We start from the raw sequence: 21,769 nt of genomic DNA on the forward strand, positions 1-21,769 counted from the left end.
CGCCAAGTGCCGACTGGGCAAAATCGAGTCTAGCAGAGGGCGGCGGCCGGATATTTTGCGGCGGCACCGGTTGGACGATAGGGTGTTGGTCGTCCTTCGGCTGTCACTTACCCTCGAAACATCCTGCCAAATTTCTCCCCTCAATTACTGCGCCCAAGTTCATCCCCACGACTAATCTTCAAGAGCCGCAGGACGCGGCGCCCCATTCACTCAAGGAACGATTCATGTCGCTTGCCATTGTCCATAGCCGCGCCCAGGTAGGGGTCGAGGCGCCTGCCGTTACCGTTGAAGTCCACCTGGCCAATGGCTTGCCGTCGCTGACGATGGTTGGCCTGCCGGAAGCGGCGGTCAAGGAAAGCAAGGATCGGGTGCGCAGCGCGATCATCAACTCGGGGCTGAATTTTCCGGCGCGGCGCATCACCCTGAACCTGGCGCCGGCGGACCTGCCAAAAGACGGCGGCCGCTTCGACCTGGCCATCGCCTTGGGGATCCTCTCGGCCAGCGTGCAGGTGCCGACCCTGACCTTGGACGACGTGGAATGCCTCGGCGAACTGGCCTTGTCTGGCGCAGTGCGCCCAGTGCGCGGGGTATTGCCCGCGGCGCTGGCGGCGCGCAAGGCCGGGCGCATGCTGGTGGTGCCACGGGCCAATGCCGAGGAAGCCTGCTTGGCCTCGGGGCTGAAGGTGATCGCCGTGGACCATCTGCTGGAAGCGGTGGCGCACTTCAACGGTCACACTCCGGTCGAGCCGTTCGTTTCCAATGGGCTGCTTTCGGCCAGCAAACCCTACCCCGACCTGAATGAAGTACAAGGCCAGGCCGCGGCCAAGCGGGCGTTGCTGATTGCTGCCGCAGGGGCTCACAACCTGCTGTTCAGCGGGCCACCGGGCACCGGCAAGACCTTGCTGGCGAGCCGTTTGCCCGGGCTGTTGCCACCACTGGCCGAGAGCGAAGCCCTGGAGGTCGCAGCCATTCAGTCGGTGGCCAGTTGCGTGCCGTTGAGCCATTGGCCGCAACGTCCGTTTCGCCAGCCACACCACTCGGCTTCCGGCCCGGCGCTGGTCGGTGGCGGGTCAAAACCGCAGCCAGGGGAGATCACCCTCGCCCACCATGGCGTGCTGTTTCTGGATGAATTGCCGGAATTCGACCGCAAGGTGTTGGAGGTCTTGAGAGAACCGCTGGAGTCCGGGCACATCGTGGTGTCTCGCGCCCGTGACCGGGTGCGCTTCCCGGCGCGCTTCCAGTTGGTGGCGGCGATGAATCCCTGCCCCTGTGGATATCTTGGCGAACCCAGTGGCCGCTGTGCCTGTACACCGGACATGGTGCAGCGCTACCGCAACAAACTCTCCGGCCCGCTGCTGGACCGCATCGACCTGCACCTGACCGTCGCCCGGGAAGCCACGGCCTTGAACCCCAAGCGCGAACCCGGGGACGATACGGCCACGGTCGCCGAGCGCGTCGCCGAAGCCCGGGAGCGCCAGCAGGAACGCCAGGGCTGCGCCAATGCCTTCCTCGATCTGCCGGGATTGCGCCGGCATTGCAAGTTATCCACAACCGACGAAACCTGGCTGGAAACTGCCTGCGAGCGGCTGACGCTGTCGCTGCGCGCCGCCCATCGCTTGCTCAAGGTCGCCCGGACATTGGCGGACCTGGAGCAAGCGGGGAGCATTCGCCGCGAGCACCTGGCCGAAGCGTTGCAGTACCGGCCGGCTACGGCTTGAACCGCTTTATGGCTTGCTCAGGTCCACCAACGGTGTTTGCCGAACCTCGGTTTTTTGACCGTTCTGGATCGTATCGATGCGCTTGAGCGCCTTATCCACAGCGCCCTTGTCTGCCAACAGGCTGTAGTGGATCTGGAATTGCTTGTGCTCTTTCGGCGCGATGGTGGGCACCAGGCCCAAGGGGCGCTGATACCGGCGGTTATAGGAAAAACTGGTGCCTGGCTCCAGCCCGGTCACGTAGCCCTGGCCTTGGGTATCCGTGTTTTTCCACAGGGAGAACACGGGCAGCGTGCTGGTATTGAAGCCCACCGACACCCCGAGACTGCCGGCCTTGTTGTGCAACACCGTGAGGGTGTCGCCCTTGGCGTCGGCGTAGGGCACGACGTTATAAACGGTTTCGTCGTAATCCTTGGTCGGGCCCCGGTAGGTTTGCCAGTCGGCCAAGTCGCCCTTGGCCTTATCGTTGAACGGCGAGACCTGCTTGACCGGTGCCGCGAAACGAGCGCCCTGCTCCAGGAAAGGCGTGCTGAAATTGCTGTGGTAGAGCGCTTGGTATTCCTTCGGGTAATCGCCGTTGTTGGTCAGCGTGTCGTTGAGCGCGAACGTCACGCTGCCGGGCTCGGTGACCAGTTCGGTCTGCACCGAGAAATCGACCTTCTTGAATGCCTGCTCCTTCAACTCGCCCCGCAGGGTAATGGCGTAGGGCGGTTTCTCATCGATGTGCAAGGTGACTTTGTTAGCCGGAATATTCGCGGCGCGACCGTGCAGGGTCAGCAGCTCGCCATTGTCCATGCCGGGATGGCCGACCCATTCGTAGCCGCAGCGGGTGACCAGCTCGTTGAAGCCTTCAAGCCAACCCAACCCGCCTCGGCCGTTGAGCTCGATGAACGCCGGGTTGACCACTTCCTTGACGGGCGAATCCCATCCCATGCGCACGTCGCCAACCGATGCCTGCAGCACATTCATGCCACGGGTCGGGACCACTGAAAGCTTCAGGGTGCCGTTGTCGATGTCGACCACGCTGACACCCTCCTGCCGACCACCGTGCAGGGTGCGCAGCGTCACGGAAAAGGGTTTGTCGGTCTTCACGCCGAGTTGCTGGCTGGTGATTTGCCAGGGTTGGGCGGCTTTATCGGTATCCAGCAGGACGTAATCCCAAGCCATCGCATGGGAAGCAGCGCCCAAGGCGCCAAGGGTAACGAGCAGTTTGAGCGGAGTCATGGTCACGACCTTTTATTGGAGTTGTGCGGTTTTTATAGACTTGAAGAAACGTTTCAGCAAGCTTAAAAACAGCAATTTCCTTAAAAAGCACAGCGACAACACCAGCAGTTTTTTGTGGGAGCGAGCTTGCTCGCGATGACTTTCGTCCGGCCGACCTCAAACCCGTGGCGAGGGAGCTTGCTCCCGCTGGCCTGCGAAGCAGGCCCCAGCCTATCTCCAGGTGGACCGCGTTAACCGGTTTGCGACTGCTGCGCAGTCGAGCGGGAGCAAGCTCCCTCGCCACAGGTGATTGGCTTGGCTTGCGGTTCAGGTATTGGATTCAGAGGGCTGTGGTGACTGACTGCCGCCTTCGCGAGCAAGCTCGCTCCCACACTGATTCCAGGCAGGCGCAAGAGGTAGGATCACCGCAAATTCCCTTGTGGGAGCGAGCCTGCTCGCGATGGCAGTGGGTCAGCTGACAGAGATGTGACTGACAAGCCGCTTCGCGAGCAGGCTCGCTCCCACATTAATCGCGGGGGTGCCTGCTCGCGGTGGTTGCAGAGGCCTCAGCGGAACCGATCCACCTCTTGGCGCAGGTCCTGGGCGAGTTTTTCCAGTTCTTTGGCGGTGAGCGCCAGGTTCGAGACCACTTGGCGCTGTTCGCTGTTGGCCATGGCGATGCTCTGCAGGTTGCTGCTGAGCAGGGTCGCGGTGCTGCTTTGTTCCTGGGTGGCAGTGGTGATCGCCGCGAATTGCTGGCCAGCCGAGCGGCTCTGCTCGTCGATGCGCGCCAGGGCCGAGGCCACGTTGGCATTGCGCGACAAGCCTTCCTGCATCAGCAGGTTGCCCTGCTCCATGGTGCTGATGGCATTGCCGGTTTCCTGCTGGATGCTGTTGATCATGCTGGAGATTTCGTCAGTGGCCTGGCGGGTGCGGGACGCCAGGCTGCGGACTTCATCGGCCACCACGGCGAAACCACGGCCCTGTTCGCCAGCGCGGGCAGCCTCGATAGCGGCGTTCAATGCCAGCAGATTGGTCTGCTCGGCAATCGAGGTGATGACACCGACGATGCCGCCGATCTCCTGGGAACGCTGGCCCAGGGTATTGATGACCGAGGCCGTGCTGTTCAGCGCGCCGGCAATTTGTTCCAGGGAGGACGATGCTTCGTCCATCGAGGTCCGGCCAATGCGGGTTTGCTGGGCATTCTCCTGGGCCAGGCGCTCGGTATTGCCCATGTTGTCGGCAATGTTCAAGGAGGTCGCACTGAACTCTTCCACCGCGCCAGCCATGCTGGTGATTTCGCCGGACTGCTGCTCCATGCCCTCGTACGCCCCGCTGGACAACCCGGACAGGGCCTGGGCGCGGCTGTTGACTTCCTGGGAGGCCTTGCGGATGTGCTCGACCATGGTCGACAGGGCCTGGCTCATCTGGTTGAAGGCACGGGCCAGCTGACCGATTTCGTCATGGCTCGATACGTTCAGGCGCACGCTCAGGTCGCCAGCGCCCAATGCTTCGGCCTGGCGCACCAAATCCCCCAGCGGTGCCAATTTGCTACGCAACAACCACATCGCCGAGCCGACCGCCAACAGCATCGCCAGCAGGCTGCCGATGGCCAACTGCGTACCGACGCTCCAGGTCACGGCGCGGATCTCGGCTTTCGGCATGCTCGCCACCACCGCCCACGGCCCACCCTCGAACGGCACGGCAACGCTGTAGAAGTCTTCGGCGGTATCGGCCCAGAACGCACCCTTGCCCGGTTTTTTGATCAGGCCCGTAATGGCCACGGTCGCATTATCCAGCGCCTGTACACCTGCCGGCGGCACCAGCCATTTGTTTTGCTCATCCAACAAGGCCAGCGAACCGGTCTGCCCAATGCGGAAACGCTTGAGGTTTTCGAACTGCGCGTTTTGCGCATCGGTGTAATCGAAGCCTACATACAACACGGCGATGATCTTGCCGCTGCTGTCGCGTACGGGCGTGTACTGCGACATGTAGAAGCGCCCGAACAACAGGGCCCGGCCGATGTAGCTCTGCCCGCTGATCACCGGACCGTAGGCTGGACCGGCGCGGTCGAGCACGGTGCCGATGGCCCGCGTGCCGTCCTGTTTACTGACGGACGTGCTGACGCGAATGAAATCGTCGCCGCTGCGCACGAATATCGTGGCCACACCGGCGGTCATCGCTTTGAAGTCATCCACTTCCTTGAAGTTGTTGTTCAACACCTCGCTGCCCAGGTTCAAGCCTGGGGTCTGTACGCCCGCCACCGTCACCGGCTGGTCTGGATGCACGGTCAAACCCGCGCTGAAGCGCTTTTCGAACAGGCCGGCCAAGCGCTGGGTGCTCTCACGCAAGGTGCTGTGGAAGGTATTGAGCTGATCGGCCATCAGGCGCGCTTCGCTGGCCAAGTGCTCTTCACGGGTGGCAAGGTTGGCGGTGTCCAGGGAACGCAGGGCGAAGACGGTACTGCCGGAGATCACGACCGCCAGTATCACGGCAAGGGCAAGGCCTAGCTGCGAGGCGATCCGGGCGCGGGGTTGAGACATGATGGCTCCTGGCCGAGAGACCGGATCATCCTGATCACGTCGCACGCTCGGCATTTTATTCGGGTGAGGTGTAAGTAGACCCTTTCTGAACGAGGGTTCCATCTTCACGGATTCGGCGGCAAAGCCAAATACTTGAGCGGTTTGGACGGATTAATGCCAAGTGGCTAGCACGCCAACTGCAACGTTTCAGCCCAGACGCTGCACTTCGGGCAACTGCATGGCCTTGACCTCACCCTGGAGGAAGTCGCTGAGCCGACGCAAACGCTCGCCCCCCGGCCGGGTTTTCGGCCAGACCAGGTAATAGTGCTCGCCACTGGCAACCGCCGTCGGCCATGGCAGGCTCAGGCGCCCTTGGGCAACGTCCTCGGCCACCATCAGCAGGTCGCCCATGGACACCCCATAGCCGCGTGCCGCCGCGATCATGCCCAGCTCCAGGGTATCGAACACCTGCCCACCCTTGAGCGAGACCTTGTCGGCCAGGCCCATGCGTTGCAACCAGTTGCGCCAGTCCCGGCGATCCGGCGTCGGATGCAGCAGTTCGGCGCTGGCCAACCGCGCCACATCCCAGGGCTGATCGTTCAGCAGGTTCGGCGCGCCCACCGGAATCAACTCCTCGGGGAACAGCAGACTGGCCTCCCAGTCCGCCGGAAAATGCCCGTTACTCAGCAATACGGCGCAATCGAAGGGCTCGACGTTGAAGTCCACCGAATCGATGTCCATCCAGGCACTGGTCAGTTGCACCTCGTTGCCAGGCTGCAGATGCCGGAAACGGCTCAGGCGCGCCAACAGCCAGCGCATGGTCAATGTGGAGGGTGCCTTCATGCGCAAGATGCCGTCTTCGCCATGCAAGGTGTGGCAGGCCCGCTCCAGCGCCATGAAACCTTCGCGCACGCCCGGCAGCAGCAGCCGTGCCGCCTCGGTCAATTGCAAGTTGCGACCGCTGCGCTGGAACAGCCGACAGGCAAAGTGATCTTCCAGGGTGCGAATGTGCCGGCTGACGGCGCTCTGGGTAATCGACAGCTCTTCGGCGGCCCGGGTGAACGAGCTGTAGCGTGCCGCGGCTTCGAATGCCCGCAGCGCATAAAGCGGAGGAAGACGACGAGGCATCGCAAAAGCTCCATGGCGGTGTTTGCAAACCCTACCAGAAACGCGCCTAGCATGAGTTTTAATCATGCCAGCGATCTTTTTTATCCTTTTGTGCAATCCGTCTAGAGCGCCGAGAATCGTCGCTTTACTGCCTTCTTTGAACAGGGAGCGTGATGATCATGCGGCATCCGGTGCGTACCGAACTCTGGGCCATCCTGCGGCTGGCGGGGCCGTTGATTGCCTCGCAGTTGGCGCACATGCTGATGGTGCTCACCGACACCGTGATGATGGCGCGCCTGAGCCCCGAAGCCCTCGCCGGTGGCGGGCTCGGGGCGGCCACCTATTCGTTCGTGTCGATCTTCTGCATCGGCGTGATCGCCGCGGTGGGCACCCTGGTTGCGATTCGCCAGGGCGCAGGCGATGTCGAGGGCGCTACCCGGCTGACCCAGGCCGGATTATGGCTGGCCTGGTTGATGGCGCTGATGGCCGGGTTGCTGCTGTGGAACCTCAAGCCGGTGCTGCTGATGTTCGGCCAGACCGAAACCAACGTACTGTCCGCCGGGCAGTTCCTGCTGGCGCTGCCATTCGCCCTGCCCGGCTACCTGAGCTTCATGGCCCTGCGCGGCTTTACCAGCGCCATCGGCCGAGCCACGCCCGTAATGGTGATCAGCCTCGGCGGTACGGTGGCCAACTTCCTGCTCAACTACGCGCTCATCACCGGCATGTTCGGCCTGCCGAAACTCGGCTTGATGGGCATCGGCCTGGTCACGGCCATCGTCGCCAATTGCATGGCCCTGGCGCTGGCCTGGCACATCCATCGGCACCCGGCCTACCGTGCCTATCCGCTGCTGGATGGGCTGTCGCGGCCCAACCGCCAATACCTCAAGGAACTGTGGCGCCTGGGCCTGCCGATCGGCGGCACGTACGCAGTGGAAGTCGGGCTGTTCGCGTTCGCCGCGCTGTGCATGGGCACCATGGGCAGCACGCCGTTGGCGGCCCACCAGATCGCCCTGCAAATCGTCTCGGTGGCGTTCATGGTGCCGGCCGGGATGTCCTACGCCATCACCATGCGCATCGGCCAGCACTACGGCGCCGGGCAACTGCTGATGGCGCGCCTGGCCGGGCGGGTCGGGATCGGCTTCGGCGCGGCCGCGATGCTGGCGTTCGCCATGGTGTTCTGGTTGTTGCCCCATCAATTGATCGGCTTGTTCCTGGACCACGACGACCCGGCGTTTCGCGAGGTGATCAACCTGGCGGTGAGCCTGTTGGCGGTGGCGGCGTGGTTCGAGCTGTTCGACGGCACGCAAACCATCGCCATGGGCTGCATTCGCGGACTCAAGGACGCCAAGACCACCTTCCTGGTGGGCCTGGGTTGCTATTGGCTGATCGGTGCGCCGTCGGCGTGGTGGATGGCTTTCCACTTGAACTGGGGGCCAACCGGTGTCTGGTGGGGCCTGGCCCTGGGGCTGGCCTGTGCGGCCGTGAGCCTGACGCTGGCGTTTGAGTGGAAGATGAAGCGGATGATTCGCAGTGAGCCTGGGCGGCCCGGATTCGAAGCGATCCAGGCCAAATGAAAATCCCCTTGTGGGAGCGGGCTTGCTCGCGAAGGCGGAGTGTCAGTCCAAGAGTATCCGGCTGACCCACCGCCTTCGCGAGCAAGCCCGCTCCCACAGGGTTTTGTGTCAGCTGATTTCCAGCATCGACTGCTGATCACCCTCGAACGTCAAATATTCAACCAACTCCGGCAACGGCAACGGCTTGCTGATCAGGAAACCCTGCACCTGGTCGCAACCGAAACCGCGTAGCAGGTCCAGTTGTTCCTGGGTTTCCACACCTTCGGCCACCACCTCCAGGTTGAGGTTGTGGGCCAGGTTGATCATGGCGTGCACCAGTTTGCGGTTCTCTTCGCGCTGTTCCATGCCGCCGACGAAGCTCTTGTCGATCTTGAGCAAGGCGATCGGCAGGCTGTTGAGGTGCACGAACGACGAGAAGCCGGTGCCGAAGTCGTCCAGGGAGAAGCGCACCCCCAGGCGGCCCAAGGCATCCATGGTCTGCTTGACCAGTTCGCTGCGGCGCATGACGGCGGTTTCGGTGAGTTCGAATTCAAGCCATTGCGCCTCGACACCCCGCTCGGCAATCAGCCGGCTCAAGGTCGGCAGCAACTGGCTGTCCTGGAACTGCCGGAACGACAGGTTGACCGCCATGTGCAACGGCGCCAGCCCTCGCTCGCGCAGGGCCTGCATGTCCCGCAGCGCCCGGGAAATCACCCAGTAGCCCAGCGGCACGATCAGGCCGCTCTGTTCGGCCAGCGGCACGAACTCACTCGGCGGCAGCAAGCCGCGCTCGCCGTGACGCCAGCGCACCAGGGCTTCGAGGCCGACGATGTGGCCGCCATCGAGGTTCAATCGGGGCTGGTAATGCAGTTCCAACTCGTCGCGGCGCAGTGCCCGGCGCAGCTCGCTTTCCAGGTCGGCGAGGCTGCGGGCATTGCGATTGATGCGCTCGTTGAAGATATGAAAGGTGCAGCCCTGGGTGCTCTTGGCCTGTTGCATGGCGATGTGGGCGTGCCACATCAGCGGATCGGCGCCGGCCTGGGCGCGGGCATGGGCGACGCCCAGACTACAGCCGATCAGCAAGCTTTCACCGTCCACCCAATAAGGTTCGGCCAAGGCCTCGGTAATACGCTCGGCCATCCACTCGGCCCGCTGTGGTGCGCGGCGGGTGTCGATCAACAGGGCGAACTCATCACTGCCCAATCGCGCCAATTGATCGCCAGCCTCGAGCGAGCTCTTGAGCCGCGACACCACTTGCAGGATCAAGCGGTCACCGGCCTGGTGGCCGAGGGCGTCGTTGGCGTGGCGAAAGTTGTCCAGGTCCAGGTGACCGAGCGCCAGGCCACGGCCGTCGTTTTCCGCCAGGCGCGCCGCCAGCAAGGTCTGGAAGCCCTGGCGATTGGCGATGCCTGTCAATGGGTCCTGTTCGGCGAGGCGCTGCAAGGTGTTTTCCAGCACGCCGCGTTCACGCACATGGCGCAAGCAACGACGCAGGGTCGCACCGTCGAGCACGTCGCGCACCAGCCAGTCGCTGACACCGTCGGGGGCAGCCGCCGGCTCGTGCTCAAGCAACAGGATGGTTGGCAGGCTGCAACGACCCGGCGCCGGTTGCAGCGCCGCAACGGTCAGCAACACCGCGTTGCGATTGTCTTCGAACAGGCTGCAGACTGACTCCCAGTTCGGAGCGCTGATCAACACGACCGAGGGCCCCAAGGGCACCAGGCACTCGCGCAAGATTGCTGCCCACTCTGGCTCTTGGGCCAATAACAGCAAACGCAAGGGTTCGACAGGCGTTGACAAGCTGACTCCCTAGACTCTGCAAGGTGGTAGGCGCCGGGCATTATGACCTGCCGATGGGCAATGACCAATGCCAATGGTTCTCAAACACGCGCTTTTCGGTGGTTTTTCCGCTCGAAATGCTACGCAGGACCCAATTGGCTCCACATCCTGCGTGAAAGTGACAAAAGCGGCAAATGACAATCCTGTGTGCGTCACAAGTCGGACAGAGCAGCACAATTCTCTGAGCCTGTTAAAATGCCGGCCCATTTCGCAAACGACTCCCTGAACCCTGTCATGTCCCGACTCAATCCCCGGCAGCAAGAAGCCGTGAACTATGTCGGCGGCCCTCTTTTGGTGCTCGCCGGTGCAGGCTCCGGCAAGACCAGCGTGATCACCCGCAAGATTGCGCACCTGATCCAGAATTGTGGCATCCGCGCCCAGTACATCGTCGCCATGACCTTCACCAACAAGGCCGCCCGGGAAATGAAAGAGCGGGTCGGCGGCCTGCTGCGCGCCGGCGAAGGTCGCGGCCTGACAGTCTGTACCTTCCACAACCTGGGCCTGAACATCATCCGCAAGGAACACGCGCGGCTGGGCTACAAACCGGGCTTCTCGATTTTCGACGAGACCGACGTCAAGGCCCTGATGACCGACATCATGCAGAAGGAATATTCGGGCGACGACGGCGTGGATGAGATCAAGAACATGATCGGCGCCTGGAAAAACGACCTGATCCTGCCGCCCGAGGCCCTGGAAAACGCCCGCAACCCCAAGGAACAGACCGCCGCCATCGTCTATACCCACTACCAGCGCACGCTCAAGGCGTTCAACGCGGTGGACTTCGACGACCTGATCCTGTTGCCGGTCAAGCTGTTCCAGGACCACGCCGACATTCTCGAAAAATGGCAGAACAAGGTCCGCTACCTGCTCGTGGACGAATACCAGGACACCAACGCCAGCCAGTATTTGCTGGTGAAGCTACTGATCGGCAAGCGCAACCAGTTCACCGTGGTGGGTGACGATGACCAGTCGATCTATGCCTGGCGCGGCGCGCGGCCGGAAAACCTGATGTTGCTCAAGGAAGACTACCCGTCGCTCAAAGTGGTGATGCTGGAGCAGAACTACCGCTCCACCAGCCGCATCCTGCGCTGCGCCAACGTGCTGATTTCCAACAACCCCCACGAGTTCGAAAAGCAACTGTGGAGCGAGATGGGCCACGGCGACGAGATCCGCGTGATCCGTTGCCGCAACGAAGACGCCGAAGCCGAGCGCGTGGCCATGGAAATCCTCAGCCTGCACCTGCGCACCGACCGGCCGTACAGTGACTTTGCGATCCTGTACCGCGGCAACTACCAGGCCAAGCTGATCGAGCTGAAATTGCAGCATCACCAGGTGCCTTATCGCCTGTCGGGGGGCAACAGCTTTTTCGGACGCCAGGAAGTGAAGGACCTGATGGCCTACTTCCGCCTGATCGTGAACCCGGACGACGACAACGCCTTCCTACGGGTGATCAACGTGCCGCGCCGGGAAATCGGTTCGACCACCCTGGAAAAACTCGGCAACTATGCCACCGAGCGCAAGATCTCGATGTACGCCGCCACCGATGAAATTGGCCTGGGCGAACATCTGGACAGCCGCTTCACCGATCGCCTGGCGCGCTTCAAGCGCTTCATGGACAAGGTCCGCGAGCAGTGCGCCGGGGAAGATCCGATCTCGGCGCTGCGCAGCATGGTCATGGACATCGACTATGAGAACTGGCTGCGCACCAACAGCTCCAGCGACAAGGCTGCCGACTACCGCATGAGCAACGTCTGGTTCCTGATCGAGGCGTTGAAGAACACCCTGGAAAAAGACGAAGACGGCGACATGACGGTCGAGGACGCCATCGGCAAGCTCGTGCTGCGGGACATGCTCGAGCGCCAACAGGAAGAGGAAGAAGGCGCCGAAGGCGTGCAGATGATGACGCTGCATGCTTCCAAGGGCCTGGAGTTTCCCTACGTGTTCATCATGGGCATGGAAGAGGAAATCCTGCCGCACCGTTCCAGCATCGAGGCCGACACCATCGAGGAAGAACGGCGCCTGGCCTATGTCGGCATTACCCGGGCACGCCAGACGCTGGCCTTCACCTTCGCCGCCAAGCGCAAGCAATACGGCGAAGTGATCGACTGCGCACCGAGCCGCTTTCTCGATGAACTGCCGCCGGACGACCTGGCCTGGGAAGGCAATGACGACACGCCAACGGAAGTCAAAGTCGTTCGCGGCAACAGTGCCCTGGCGGATATACGCGCGATGTTAAAGCGCTAGAATCGACTACTTTTTTACCGACTTCAGGCGCTCACGCGCCATCAGAGGAGGCTTCATGGAAGCCCTGCACCAGAAAATCCGCGAGCTAGGCATCGTGCTGTCCGACCAGGTCCTGAAGGTCGATGCGTTTCTCAACCACCAGATCGACCCGCAATTGATGAAGCTGATCGGCGACGAATTCGCCGCGCTGTTCAAGGATTCTGGCATTACCAAGATCGTCACCATCGAAGCCTCGGGCATTGCCCCGGCGATCATGACCGGGCTGAACCTTGGCGTGCCGGTGATCTTCGCCCGCAAGCAACAGTCCCTGACCCTGACGGAGAATCTGCTGTCGGCCACCGTGTATTCGTTCACCAAGAAGACCGAAAGCACCGTCGCCATCAGCCCGCGTCACCTGACCAGCAGTGATCGGGTGCTGATCATCGATGACTTCCTGGCCAACGGCAAAGCCTCCCAGGCGCTGATTTCCATCATCAAGCAGGCCGGCGCCACCGTGGCAGGTCTGGGGATCGTGATCGAGAAGTCATTCCAGGGCGGCCGCGCGGAATTGGATGCACAGGGCTATCGCGTCGAGTCGTTGGCCCGGGTGAAGTCGCTGGCGGGTGGGGTTGTGACTTTCATCGACTGATCACCCCATTCAATCCTGTGGGAGCGGGCTTGCTCGCGAATGCGGTGTATCAGTTAGCATTGATTTGGCTGACACACCGCATTCGCGAGCAAGCCCGCTCCCACAGGGGAATGTATATACCGCTATGGCACTGTCGCCTTGAGCCCCGCCAGCAGCAACCGCTGGGCCAATTCCTCCTTCAACCCCTCGGGACTGGTCAACTGCATCCGCTCCAGATGCCCGGCATATTCCCAGGGCTCCGGAGCATCCAGCGCGGCTTTGCCCAGCTCCAGGATCTCAGTGAGCTTGAACTTGCTCTTGAGCCAGTTCAGCGCCCGTAATAGGTCCCGCTCCAGCCCATCGAAATCACAGCCCAGCGGGTACTCGGGAAACAGGTTCGGATGGCGTGTCTGGATCGCCTGCAACCGCTCCGAGGTGTTGTCGGCGAACCGCGGATCGAGACGGAAATCCTTCGGCAGCTTGCCGGCCTTTTGCGCCTGCTCGATCAACCCGGGCTGGAAGCGTGAGTCGCTGATGTTCAGTAACGCCTCGATCACTGCCGCGTCGGTCTTGCCGCGCAGGTCGGCGATGCCGTATTCGGTGATCACGATGTCCCGCAGGTGCCGGGGAATCGTGCAATGGCCGTACTCCCAGACGATATTCGAGCTGATCTCGCCCCCGGCCTCACGCCAACTGCGCAGCAGCAGGATCGAGCGCCCGCCCTCCAGCGCATGGCCTTGGGCAACGAAGTTGTACTGCCCGCCCACACCGCTGAGCACTCGCCCATCTTCCAACTGATCGGCCACCCCGGCGCCCATCAGGGTCATGGTGAAAACCGTGTTGATGAAACGAGCATCGAGGCGTTGCAGGCGCTTGAGCTGTTCCTGGCCGTACAGCTCGTTGATGTAACTGATGCGCGTCATGTTGAATTCGCGCAGACGGCTTTGCGGCAGCTCGCTCAGGCGCTCGTAAAAACTGCGCGGGCCGAGGAAGAATCCGCCGTGTATGCAGATGCCGTCGGGTTGCGCCGCCTCGTCGAGCGTCCCGGCATTGGCCCGCTCCTGGGTCGCCTCGTCGGGGTAGACCTTGCGCCGGATGATCCCGGCCTCCGCCAGCGCCAGCAAACCGTTGACGAACATTTCACTGCAACCGTACAACCCTTTGGCAAACGGCTCGACCCCGCCCTCACGCTCGATCAATTGCGCCCACTGGCTAAGGTTCAGGTCCGCCAGCAACGCCTGGTAGCCGGCGTTATCGGCCTGGCGCGCCAGCAGTGCCGCGGTCAATGCGTCGCCCATCGAGCCGATACCGATCTGCAACGTACCGCCATCGCGCACCAGGGTACTGGCGTGCAGGCCGATCAAATGGTCCTGGAAACCCACCGGCATGTTCGGCGTGGAGAACAACGTGTGGCTGTCCTTTTCGTCGATCAACAGGTCGAAAGCGTCGATGCCGACTTCCGCATCGCCGGGCATGTAGGGCAAGTCGCTGTGGACCTGGCCCACCATGAGAATGGTCTCCCCGGCCTCGCGCCGCTTGGCGATCATCGGCAGCAGGTCGAGGGTGATGTCCGGGTTGCAGCTCAGGCTCAGGCGATCCGGGTGCTCCGGATCGCTCGCCACCAGTTGCGCCACCAGGTTCAAGCCGGCGGCATTGATGTCCCGGGCCGCATGGCTGTAGTTGCTGCTGACGTAGTCTTGCTGGGCCGACGTGCTATGCAGCAGGCTGCCGGGCTGCATGAAGAATTGCTGGACGCGGATGTTGGCCGGCAGGCTGTCCCGCTGCAGGTCCGCCAAGAAATCCAGCTCGGGGTAATCGCCGAAGACCCGTTCGATAAAGGGTTCGAGGAAGCGCTTCTGCAAACCATCGCCCAGGTTCGGCCGGCCCAGGCTCAGGGCGGTGTAGATGGTCAGCTGTCGCTCGGGCAGTTGCGCGATGCGCCGGAACAGCGCGTTGGCGAACAGGTTGGGCTTGCCCAGCCCCAGGGGCATACCGAGGTGAATATGTGCCGGCAGGCGCTCGAGCACGTCATCCACCGCCTGTTCGATTGAACACAACTGCACCATCGGACCCTCCAGGACATTCCATGAATGTGGGTTGGACCGAGCTTGCCGGGTCTTGGTTGCGATGAACAGCCCCGAAAAATCCCAGGCGCAAAAAAGCCGCTCGTAAGCGGCTTTTTTGTGAAAGATGTTGGCGTATTACAGGCCAGACATCTCTTTGATAGCGCCCTTGAGGTCGTCATCGGAGCAGTCGGCGCAGGTGCCTTTAGGCGGCATGGCGTTCACGCCAGTAATCGCCTTGGCCAGGATGCCATCGAGACCACCCTGGTGGTCGGCGCGCTCTTTCCAGGCAGCCTTGTCGCCGATTTTCGGCGCGCCCAGCAGGCCAGTGCCGTGGCAAGCGTTGCAGTGTTTTGCGATCACGTCTTTCGGCGTCTTGGCAGCCCCGCCGCCAGCCGAAGCCACGACTTCCATACCCTTGCATTCCTTGCCCTGGACGCAGACCTGGCCGACGGGTTCAAGGCGCTTGGCGATTTCGTCGTTCGGCGCCGCTTGAGCGGTCGCAGCCCATAGGGCCAATACGGTTGCTGGTGCAGCCAGCATTTTCATAATTAGGTTCACGCGTACACCCTCAATGGTGGCTAGTCACGCCTGCGGCCACGGTTTGCAGGCGGGCGCAAGTATAGCGGTAAGCCTGTCACTCTGAAACAACCCCAAAGTCGCAAGGGTCTTGTTTGTCATGACAGCCCAACAAGCGGGCGCCTTGGCCACGCGGGCCTGGCGCCTCTCGGTCTAGAAATTGGCCGGTGTGGCTGCGCTGATCAGTCGCGCCGGCACGTCGAACGGATTACGGAAACGGTGCGGCTTGGTGCTTTCGAAATAATAGCTGTCGCCGGCTTCGAGCACGAAGGTTTCGACGCCGACCACCAATTCCAGCCGCCCTTCCACCAGGATCCCGGTTTCCTCGCCCTCATGGGTGAGCATCTCTTCACCGGTATCGGCACCCGGTGGATAGATTTCATTGAGGAAGGCAATCGCCCGGCTCGGGTGTGCCCTGCCCACCAGCTTCATGGTCACGGCGCCGTCGGAGATGTCGATCAGTTCGTTGGCTTTGTAGACGATCTGGGTCGGTTTCTCCTGAAGGATCTCTTCGGAGAAAAATTCGACCATGGACATGGGAATCCCGCCAAGGACCTTACGCAGCGAACTGATCGAGGGGCTGACGCTGTTCTTCTCGATCATCGAAATAGTGCTGTTGGTGACGCCCGCGCGCTTGGCGAGTTCACGCTGGGAAAGGCCTTTGAGTTTACGAATGGATTGCAGTCGTTCACCGACGTCCAATGCTGGAGCCTCCAGGGAATCAGGTTGTGTGGAAAGTGAGCGTTATCATGGCGACAGCGTTCAGTATTTACAACACTTTGACCCGAATCCTGTGCGGTGAAGCGACTTTCGGTAGGTTGCGCTTCGTGTCAGGCCCCGGAATAGAGCCGTGGCACCCGCCGCAGGTTGCAGAAAATCTGATAAGGAATCGTGTCGGCGGCCTTGGCGACATCGCTGGCGAGGATGTGCTTGCCCCAAAACTCCACGGTCGAGCCGAGCCCGGCCTGGGGGACTTGGGTCAAGTCGACAGCCAGCATGTCCATCGACACCCGGCCCACCAACTGGCTGCGCTGCCCCTCCACCAGCACCGGGGTGCCGGTGGGGGCCTGGCGTGGGTAGCCGTCGGCATAACCCATGGCGACCACGCCCACCCGGGTCGGTTGCGTGGTCACGAAGCGAGCGCCATAGCCCACCGGCTCGCCGGCAGGCAATTCGCGCACGCTGATGATCTTCGACTCCAGGGTCATCACCGGTTGCAAGCGCGAGGCGACAGCGTTGGGCTCATCAAAAGGCGTGGCCCCGTAGAGCATGATGCCCGGGCGCACCCAGTCGCTGGGTATCTGCGGCCAGCCTAGCACCGCTGGTGAATTGCGCAGGCTGATCGGCGCCACCAGGCCCTGGCGGGCTTTGTCGAAGATCGCCAGTTGCTCGGTACTACTGGGATCGTGCAGTTCATCGGCACGGGCGAAGTGGCTCATCAACACAATCTTCGCCACTTTGCCGCTGGCGAGCAGGCGACGGTAGGCCGCCTGGTAATCCGTCGGATGCAGGCCGACCCGGTGCATGCCGGAATCGAGCTTGAGCCAGACGGTGATCGGCTGGCTCAGAGGGGCTTTTTCAATCGCTTCAAGCTGCCACAACGAATGCACCACGCACCAGAAATCGTGCTCGACGATCAGTGGCAACTCATCGGCTTCGAAAAACCCTTCCAACAGCAGGATCGGCCCACGAATCCCGCCGGCCCGCAATTCCAGGGCCTCTTCGATGCAGGCCACGGCAAACCCGTCCGCCGTGTCCTGCAGCGCCTCGGCGCAACGCACCGCGCCGTGCCCATAGGCGTCGGCCTTGATCACCGCAAGGGCTTTGGCCCCCGTGACTTCGCGGGCCAATTGGTAGTTGTGACGCAGGGCTTGGAGATCGATCAGGGCACGGGCAGGACGCATGGCGGCAGGCTTCTAGGCGGTCATCAATAAAAAACCGGCGCGGGCTGACGGCATGAACCGCCCGCAGCGCCGGAAGAGGGATCGTTTCGGCCGGGGATTAAGGCAGCGCGGCCACGACGGACAGCTCCACCAGAATCTCCGGTTCACACAGCTTGGCCTCAACCGTGGCACGGGCCGGGGCGACGCCTTTGGGCAACCATTGGTCCCAGACGGCATTCATGCCTGCGAAATGGGCCTCGATGTCCTTCAGGTAGATCGTCACCGATAACAGCCGCGTCTTGTCAGTCCCGGACAGGTCCAGCAAGCGTTCGATATTGGCCAGGCATTCGCGGGTCTGCTGTTCAATACCGGCGTTCATGTCGTCGCCGACCTGCCCGGCCAGGTAAACGGTGCCGTTGTGCACGACAACCTGGCTCATGCGGTCATTGGTGAGCTGGCGCTGGATTGACATGTTTTGCAGACTCCTGGTGTTTGCTACCGTAACGGGAAATATCGAGGCCTTCGGCGCTGATCTGCGGCTTTTTCTTTGCCATCAGGTCGGCCAACAGGCGACCGGAACCACAGGCCATGGTCCATCCAAGGGTGCCATGGCCGGTGTTCAGGAACAGATTCTTGAACGGTGTGGCGCCTACGATTGGCGTGCCGTCCGGGGTGGTCGGGCGCAAGCCGGTCCAGAAACTGGCCTGGGCCAGGTCGCCGCCCTGAGGATAAAGGTCGTTGACGATCATCTCCAGGGTTTCGCGCCGACGAGGGTTGAGGGACAGGTCAAAACCGGCGATTTCCGCCATGCCGCCCACCCGAATGCGATTGTCGAAGCGGGTGATCGCGACCTTGTAGGTTTCGTCGAGAATGGTCGAGGTCGGTGCCATGGCCGGGTTGGTGATCGGCACGGTCAGGGAGTAACCCTTGAGCGGATACACCGGTGCACGGATCCCGAGGGGCTTGAGCAGTTGCGGCGAATAGCTGCCCAGGGCGAGCACATAACGGTCGGCGGTTTCCAGCTTGCCGTCGATCCACACGCCGTTGATGCGATCACCCGCGAAGTCCAGGCGTTGGATGTCCTGGCCGAAGCGGAATTGCACGCCCAGCTTCACCGCCATTTCCGCCAGGCGCGTGGTAAACATCTGGCAGTCGCCGGTCTGGTCGTTGGGCAAGCGCAAGGCACCCGCCAGGATGTCGGTGACATTGGCCAGGGCCGGTTCGACCCGGGCGATGCCTTCGCGGTCGAGTACTTCGAACGGCACGCCGGACTCTTTCAACACGGCGATATCTTTTGCCGCGCCATCGAGCTGGGCCTGGGTGCGGAACAACTGCGTAGTCCCCAGGCTACGGCCTTCGTAGGCAATGCCGGTTTCGGCGCGCAGTTCGTCGAGGCAGTCGCGGCTGTACTCGGACAGGCGGACCATGCGCTCCTTGTTGATTGCGTAGCGGTTGGCGGTGCAATTGCGCAGCATCTGCGCCATCCACAGATATTGATCGATGTCGGCAGTGGCCTTGATCGCCAGTGGCGCATGGCGTTGCAGCAGCCATTTAATGGCCTTGAGCGGCACGCCCGGCGCGGCCCACGGCGAGGCATAACCCGGCGACACCTGACCGGCATTGGCGAAACTGGTTTCCATGGCAGGTGCTGGCTGACGGTCGACCACCACCACTTCAAACCCGGCACGAGCCAGGTAATAAGCACTGACGGTACCGATGACGCCGCTACCCAAGACCAGAACGCGCATGTTGATGCCCTCATCGCGGATAACCGCTGACGTTTGTTGTACATAGCTTTGATGGGCGCAGTGTAAAAAAGATCAGCCAGTGCTTTTCACTATATAAACACCTATATTTGGCGAGAATTCTCGGCAAAACCCCTTTTCATGGAGGCGCATCACCTGTGCGTACCAACACCCAGACCAAACGCGAGCTGGACAAGATCGACCGCAACATCCTGCGGATCCTCCAGGCGGACGGACGGATCTCCTTCACCGAGCTGGGGGAAAAGGTCGGCCTCTCCACCACGCCCTGTACCGAACGGGTGCGGCGCCTGGAGCGCGAAGGGATCATCATGGGCTACAACGCCCGGCTCAACCCGCAGCACTTGAAGGGCAGCCTGCTGGTGTTTGTCGAAATCAGCCTCGACTACAAATCCGGCGACACCTTCGAAGAATTCCGACGCGCCGTGCTGAAATTGCCTCACGTGCTGGAATGTCACCTGGTGTCAGGAGATTTCGACTACCTGGTGAAAGCACGGATTTCCGAGATGGCGTCGTACCGCAAGCTGCTGGGGGACATCCTGCTCAAACTACCCCACGTGCGCGAATCCAAGAGCTACATCGTGATGGAAGAAGTGAAGGAGAGCTTGAACCTGCCGATTCCGGATTGATGGCAGCCCCCAAGGCCGCCTTCGCGAGCAGGCTCGCTCCCACACAGGTAGGTGGCGAACGCTTTCTTGCGAACTACAGAGAGCCCTTGTGGGAGCGAGCCTGCTCGCGAAAGCCGCGACTCGGTATGCCAGACCGCTAGACCAACACCTGCCGAGTGCTGGCCATATATTCATGAATCTGCTTCTCCACACGCGGATGAATCAGTTCCACCGGTCGCCGGCCATTGGGACACGGCAAGGTCGCCGTGGTGCCGAACAGCCGACAGATCAGCGGACGCTCGTCATAGACCGTGCAACCGTTGGGCCCCAGGTGCACGCAGTCGAGCGCTTCCATGGCCGCATCCTGTTCGGCGCGGGTCTTGCGGGGCAAGCGGGCCATTTCCTCGGGCGAGGTGGTGACCGGACCGCAGCAGTCATGGCAGCCCGGTACGCACTCGAACGAGGGAATCTGCTGGCGTAGCGTGCGAATTTTTTGACTGTTGCAGCTCATCGAGACGGTTACCGAGAAGGACTGTCCGGGATTCTGCCTTAAAAGCCGCGGACCAGACAGCGCCAACCGACCGGTGTTGCCCGAGGAGGAATCCCCGGCTTATGCTCCGTAAAATTTCTCAAACAGAACAATCAGGATTACGCACATGAACGCCCGTGTTCAGCAACCTGCCCCGAACCACGCGCACGCCGCCTCTTACTACGCCGCCAGCAGCCTGCCGCAACCGGACCATCCGGTGTTGCAGGGGGAGTTGCGGGTGGACGTCTGCGTCGTCGGCGGCGGGTTCTCCGGGTTGAACACGGCGATCGAACTGGCTGAACGCGGCATGAGCGTGGCGCTGCTGGAGGCGCACCGGATCGGCTGGGGCGCCAGCGGGCGCAACGGCGGCCAATTGATCCGTGGCGTCGGCCATGGCCTCGACCAGTTCGCGCCCATCATCGGCACCGACGGCGTGCGCCAGATGAAGCTCATGGGCCTTGAGGCGGTGGAAATCGTTCGGCAGCGGGTCGAGCGCTTCCAGATTCCTTGCGACCTCACCTGGGGCTACTGCGACCTCGCCAACAAACCCAGCGATCTGGAAGGCTTCGCCGAAGACGCCGAAGAACTGCGCAGCCTCGGTTATCGCCACTCGACCCGACTGCTGCAAGCCGACGAAATGCACAGCGTCGTAGGCTCGGATCGCTACGTCGGCGGATTGATCGACATGGGCTCGGGCCATCTGCATCCGCTTAACCTGGCCTTGGGCGAAGCCGCCGCCGCGCAGCAACTGGGAGTCCGGCTGTTCGAGCAATCGGCGGTCACGCGTATCGACTACGGCCCTGAAGTGAAGGTGCACACCCAACAGGGCTCGGTCCACGCCAAGACGCTGGTACTGGGCTGCAACGCCTACCTCAACGGACTCAACCCGCAACTCGGCGGTAAAGTGTTGCCGGCCGGAAGCTACATCATCGCCACCGAACCCTTGAGCCAGGCGCAGGCACAGGCGTTGTTGCCGCAGAACATGGCGGTCTGCGACCAACGGGTGGCATTGGATTACTACCGGCTTTCGGCCGATCGTCGCTTGTTGTTCGGCGGGGCCTGTCACTATTCCGGCCGCGACCCGCAGGACATTGGCGCCTACATGCGTCCGAAGATGCTCAAGGTGTTCCCGCAGTTGGCGGGCGTGAAAATCGACTATCAATGGGGCGGGATGATTGGCATCGGTGCCAACCGCTTGCCGCAGATCGGCCGGCTCAAGGACCAACCCAATGTGTATTACGCCCAAGCCTATTCCGGCCACGGCGTGAATGCCACGCACCTGGCCGGCAAATTGTTGGCCGAAGCCATCAGCGGGCAGCAGAGCAGCGGTTTCGACCTGTTCGCCCAGGTCCCGCACATGACCTTTCCGGGTGGCAAGCATTTGCGCTCGCCGTTGTTGGCGTTGGGGATGTTGTGGCATCGGTTGAAAGAGTTGGTCTAGCCCAACAACCGTGGCGAGGGAGCTTGCTCCCGCTGGGTTGCGCAGCGACCCTACGATTTTGCGGTCGCTGCGCAACCGAGCGGGAGCAAGCTCCCTCGCCACAGGTCCTTGAT

At 62.1% G+C, this 21,769-nt stretch carries 17 protein-coding genes and 1 pseudogene; 6 read left to right on the plus strand and 12 right to left on the minus strand.

Annotated features, from left to right (window positions below; translation table 11 throughout):
* The first annotated feature begins 224 nt into the window (after positions 1 to 224).
* The gene (locus HU715_RS24575; protein WP_186706870.1) at positions 225 to 1,718 is read left to right on the plus strand and encodes a YifB family Mg chelatase-like AAA ATPase; all 1,494 of its coding nucleotides are present in this window, start codon (positions 225 to 227) and stop codon (positions 1,716 to 1,718) included.
* A 6-nt stretch (positions 1,719 to 1,724) separates the two neighbouring features.
* On the opposite strand, the gene HU715_RS24580 is transcribed toward HU715_RS24575, so the two are convergent.
* From HU715_RS24580 to HU715_RS24590, 4 genes and pseudogenes are all read right to left on the minus strand, one after another.
* The gene (locus HU715_RS24580) at positions 1,725 to 2,939 is read right to left on the minus strand and encodes an aldose 1-epimerase family protein (RefSeq protein ID WP_186706871.1); all 1,215 of its coding nucleotides are present in this window, start codon (positions 2,937 to 2,939) and stop codon (positions 1,725 to 1,727) included.
* A 545-nt stretch (positions 2,940 to 3,484) separates the two neighbouring features.
* A complete protein-coding gene (locus tag HU715_RS27720) occupies positions 3,485 to 4,345 on the minus strand; it encodes a methyl-accepting chemotaxis protein (RefSeq protein ID WP_408003329.1) in 861 nt (286 codons plus the stop codon).
* A gap of 42 nt (positions 4,346 to 4,387) precedes the next feature.
* Positions 4,388 to 5,563 (minus strand): annotated as a pseudogene (locus HU715_RS27725) (Cache 3/Cache 2 fusion domain-containing protein); the annotation flags it as partial.
* An 84-nt stretch (positions 5,564 to 5,647) separates the two neighbouring features.
* Positions 5,648 to 6,568, minus strand: a complete 921-nt coding sequence (locus tag HU715_RS24590) for a LysR substrate-binding domain-containing protein (protein ID WP_186706873.1) — start codon at positions 6,566 to 6,568, stop codon at positions 5,648 to 5,650.
* A 158-nt stretch (positions 6,569 to 6,726) separates the two neighbouring features.
* Between HU715_RS24590 and HU715_RS24595 the strand changes: the two genes are divergently transcribed.
* Positions 6,727 to 8,121: a NorM family multidrug efflux MATE transporter gene (locus HU715_RS24595; protein ID WP_186706910.1), complete on the plus strand. Its 1,395-nt coding sequence runs from the start codon at positions 6,727 to 6,729 to the stop codon at positions 8,119 to 8,121.
* Positions 8,122 to 8,229: 108 nt separating this feature from the next.
* Here the strand turns inward: HU715_RS24595 and HU715_RS24600 are convergent, their stop codons facing one another.
* Positions 8,230 to 9,900, minus strand: a complete 1,671-nt coding sequence (locus HU715_RS24600) for a putative bifunctional diguanylate cyclase/phosphodiesterase (RefSeq protein WP_186706874.1) — start codon at positions 9,898 to 9,900, stop codon at positions 8,230 to 8,232.
* A gap of 273 nt (positions 9,901 to 10,173) precedes the next feature.
* Between HU715_RS24600 and rep the strand changes: the two genes are divergently transcribed.
* Positions 10,174 to 12,183 (plus strand): DNA helicase Rep, encoded by a 2,010-nt coding sequence (rep, locus tag HU715_RS24605; protein WP_186706875.1) that lies wholly within the window; start codon positions 10,174 to 10,176, stop codon positions 12,181 to 12,183.
* A gap of 55 nt (positions 12,184 to 12,238) precedes the next feature.
* Positions 12,239 to 12,811, plus strand: coding sequence for a xanthine phosphoribosyltransferase (locus HU715_RS24610; RefSeq protein WP_042728997.1), 573 nt, complete (start codon positions 12,239 to 12,241; stop codon positions 12,809 to 12,811).
* Positions 12,812 to 12,933: 122 nt separating this feature from the next.
* Here HU715_RS24610 and HU715_RS24615 read toward each other — a convergent pair whose 3' ends face one another.
* From HU715_RS24615 to dadA, 6 genes are all read right to left on the minus strand, one after another.
* The gene (locus HU715_RS24615; RefSeq protein ID WP_186706876.1) at positions 12,934 to 14,856 is read right to left on the minus strand and encodes an acetyl-CoA hydrolase/transferase C-terminal domain-containing protein; all 1,923 of its coding nucleotides are present in this window, start codon (positions 14,854 to 14,856) and stop codon (positions 12,934 to 12,936) included.
* 135 nt (positions 14,857 to 14,991) lie between these two features.
* Positions 14,992 to 15,402 (minus strand): c-type cytochrome, encoded by a 411-nt coding sequence (locus HU715_RS24620; protein ID WP_186706911.1) that lies wholly within the window; start codon positions 15,400 to 15,402, stop codon positions 14,992 to 14,994.
* A 183-nt stretch (positions 15,403 to 15,585) separates the two neighbouring features.
* On the minus strand, positions 15,586 to 16,134 hold the full coding sequence (locus tag HU715_RS24625) for a cupin domain-containing protein (protein ID WP_003206841.1): 549 nt from the start codon (positions 16,132 to 16,134) through the stop codon (positions 15,586 to 15,588).
* 128 nt (positions 16,135 to 16,262) lie between these two features.
* Positions 16,263 to 17,336 carry an alanine racemase gene (gene alr / locus HU715_RS24630; RefSeq protein WP_186706877.1) on the minus strand — a complete coding sequence of 358 codons (1,074 nt, stop codon included), beginning with the start codon at positions 17,334 to 17,336 and terminating at the stop codon, positions 16,263 to 16,265.
* 97 nt (positions 17,337 to 17,433) lie between these two features.
* Entirely contained in the window at positions 17,434 to 17,787 is a 354-nt protein-coding gene (locus HU715_RS24635) for a RidA family protein (protein ID WP_186706878.1), read from the minus strand.
* Positions 17,759 to 19,063 carry a D-amino acid dehydrogenase gene (gene dadA / locus HU715_RS24640; RefSeq protein WP_186706879.1) on the minus strand — a complete coding sequence of 435 codons (1,305 nt, stop codon included), beginning with the start codon at positions 19,061 to 19,063 and terminating at the stop codon, positions 17,759 to 17,761. The genes HU715_RS24635 and dadA overlap by 29 nt, the downstream gene beginning before the upstream one ends.
* A gap of 155 nt (positions 19,064 to 19,218) precedes the next feature.
* Between dadA and HU715_RS24645 the strand changes: the two genes are divergently transcribed.
* Positions 19,219 to 19,707 carry an Lrp/AsnC ligand binding domain-containing protein gene (locus tag HU715_RS24645; RefSeq protein ID WP_003206849.1) on the plus strand — a complete coding sequence of 163 codons (489 nt, stop codon included), beginning with the start codon at positions 19,219 to 19,221 and terminating at the stop codon, positions 19,705 to 19,707.
* A 136-nt stretch (positions 19,708 to 19,843) separates the two neighbouring features.
* Here the strand turns inward: HU715_RS24645 and HU715_RS24650 are convergent, their stop codons facing one another.
* On the minus strand, positions 19,844 to 20,197 hold the full coding sequence (locus HU715_RS24650) for a YkgJ family cysteine cluster protein (RefSeq protein ID WP_003206850.1): 354 nt from the start codon (positions 20,195 to 20,197) through the stop codon (positions 19,844 to 19,846).
* Between the two features lie 145 nt (positions 20,198 to 20,342).
* On the opposite strand from HU715_RS24650, the gene HU715_RS24655 reads away from it, so the two are divergent.
* Entirely contained in the window at positions 20,343 to 21,656 is a 1,314-nt protein-coding gene (locus HU715_RS24655; protein WP_186706880.1) for an NAD(P)/FAD-dependent oxidoreductase, read from the plus strand.
* Positions 21,657 to 21,769 lie beyond the last annotated feature (113 nt).

The organism is Pseudomonas zanjanensis, assembly GCF_014268745.2.
GTDB classification, from domain to species: Bacteria; Pseudomonadota; Gammaproteobacteria; order Pseudomonadales; family Pseudomonadaceae; genus Aquipseudomonas; species Aquipseudomonas zanjanensis.

Excerpts from the sequence above, each read along its gene's own strand:
- HU715_RS24575 (WP_186706870.1), top strand. The coding sequence starts at position 225 with ATGTCGCTTGCCATTGTCCATAGCCGCGCCCAGGTAGGGGTCGAGGCG.
- HU715_RS24580 (WP_186706871.1), bottom strand. The coding sequence starts at position 2,939 with ATGACTCCGCTCAAACTGCTCGTTACCCTTGGCGCCTTGGGCGCTGCT.
- HU715_RS27720 (WP_408003329.1), bottom strand. The coding sequence starts at position 4,345 with ATGAGCCAGGCCCTGTCGACCATGGTCGAGCACATCCGCAAGGCCTCC.
- HU715_RS24590 (WP_186706873.1), bottom strand. The coding sequence starts at position 6,568 with ATGCCTCGTCGTCTTCCTCCGCTTTATGCGCTGCGGGCATTCGAAGCC.
- HU715_RS24595 (WP_186706910.1), top strand. The coding sequence starts at position 6,727 with ATGCGGCATCCGGTGCGTACCGAACTCTGGGCCATCCTGCGGCTGGCG.
- rep (WP_186706875.1), top strand. The coding sequence starts at position 10,174 with ATGTCCCGACTCAATCCCCGGCAGCAAGAAGCCGTGAACTATGTCGGC.
- HU715_RS24610 (WP_042728997.1), top strand. The coding sequence starts at position 12,239 with ATGGAAGCCCTGCACCAGAAAATCCGCGAGCTAGGCATCGTGCTGTCC.
- HU715_RS24615 (WP_186706876.1), bottom strand. The coding sequence starts at position 14,856 with ATGGTGCAGTTGTGTTCAATCGAACAGGCGGTGGATGACGTGCTCGAG.
- HU715_RS24620 (WP_186706911.1), bottom strand. The coding sequence starts at position 15,402 with ATGAAAATGCTGGCTGCACCAGCAACCGTATTGGCCCTATGGGCTGCG.
- alr (WP_186706877.1), bottom strand. The coding sequence starts at position 17,336 with ATGCGTCCTGCCCGTGCCCTGATCGATCTCCAAGCCCTGCGTCACAAC.
- HU715_RS24635 (WP_186706878.1), bottom strand. The coding sequence starts at position 17,787 with ATGTCAATCCAGCGCCAGCTCACCAATGACCGCATGAGCCAGGTTGTC.
- dadA (WP_186706879.1), bottom strand. The coding sequence starts at position 19,063 with ATGCGCGTTCTGGTCTTGGGTAGCGGCGTCATCGGTACCGTCAGTGCT.
- HU715_RS24650 (WP_003206850.1), bottom strand. The coding sequence starts at position 20,197 with ATGAGCTGCAACAGTCAAAAAATTCGCACGCTACGCCAGCAGATTCCC.
- HU715_RS24655 (WP_186706880.1), top strand. The coding sequence starts at position 20,343 with ATGAACGCCCGTGTTCAGCAACCTGCCCCGAACCACGCGCACGCCGCC.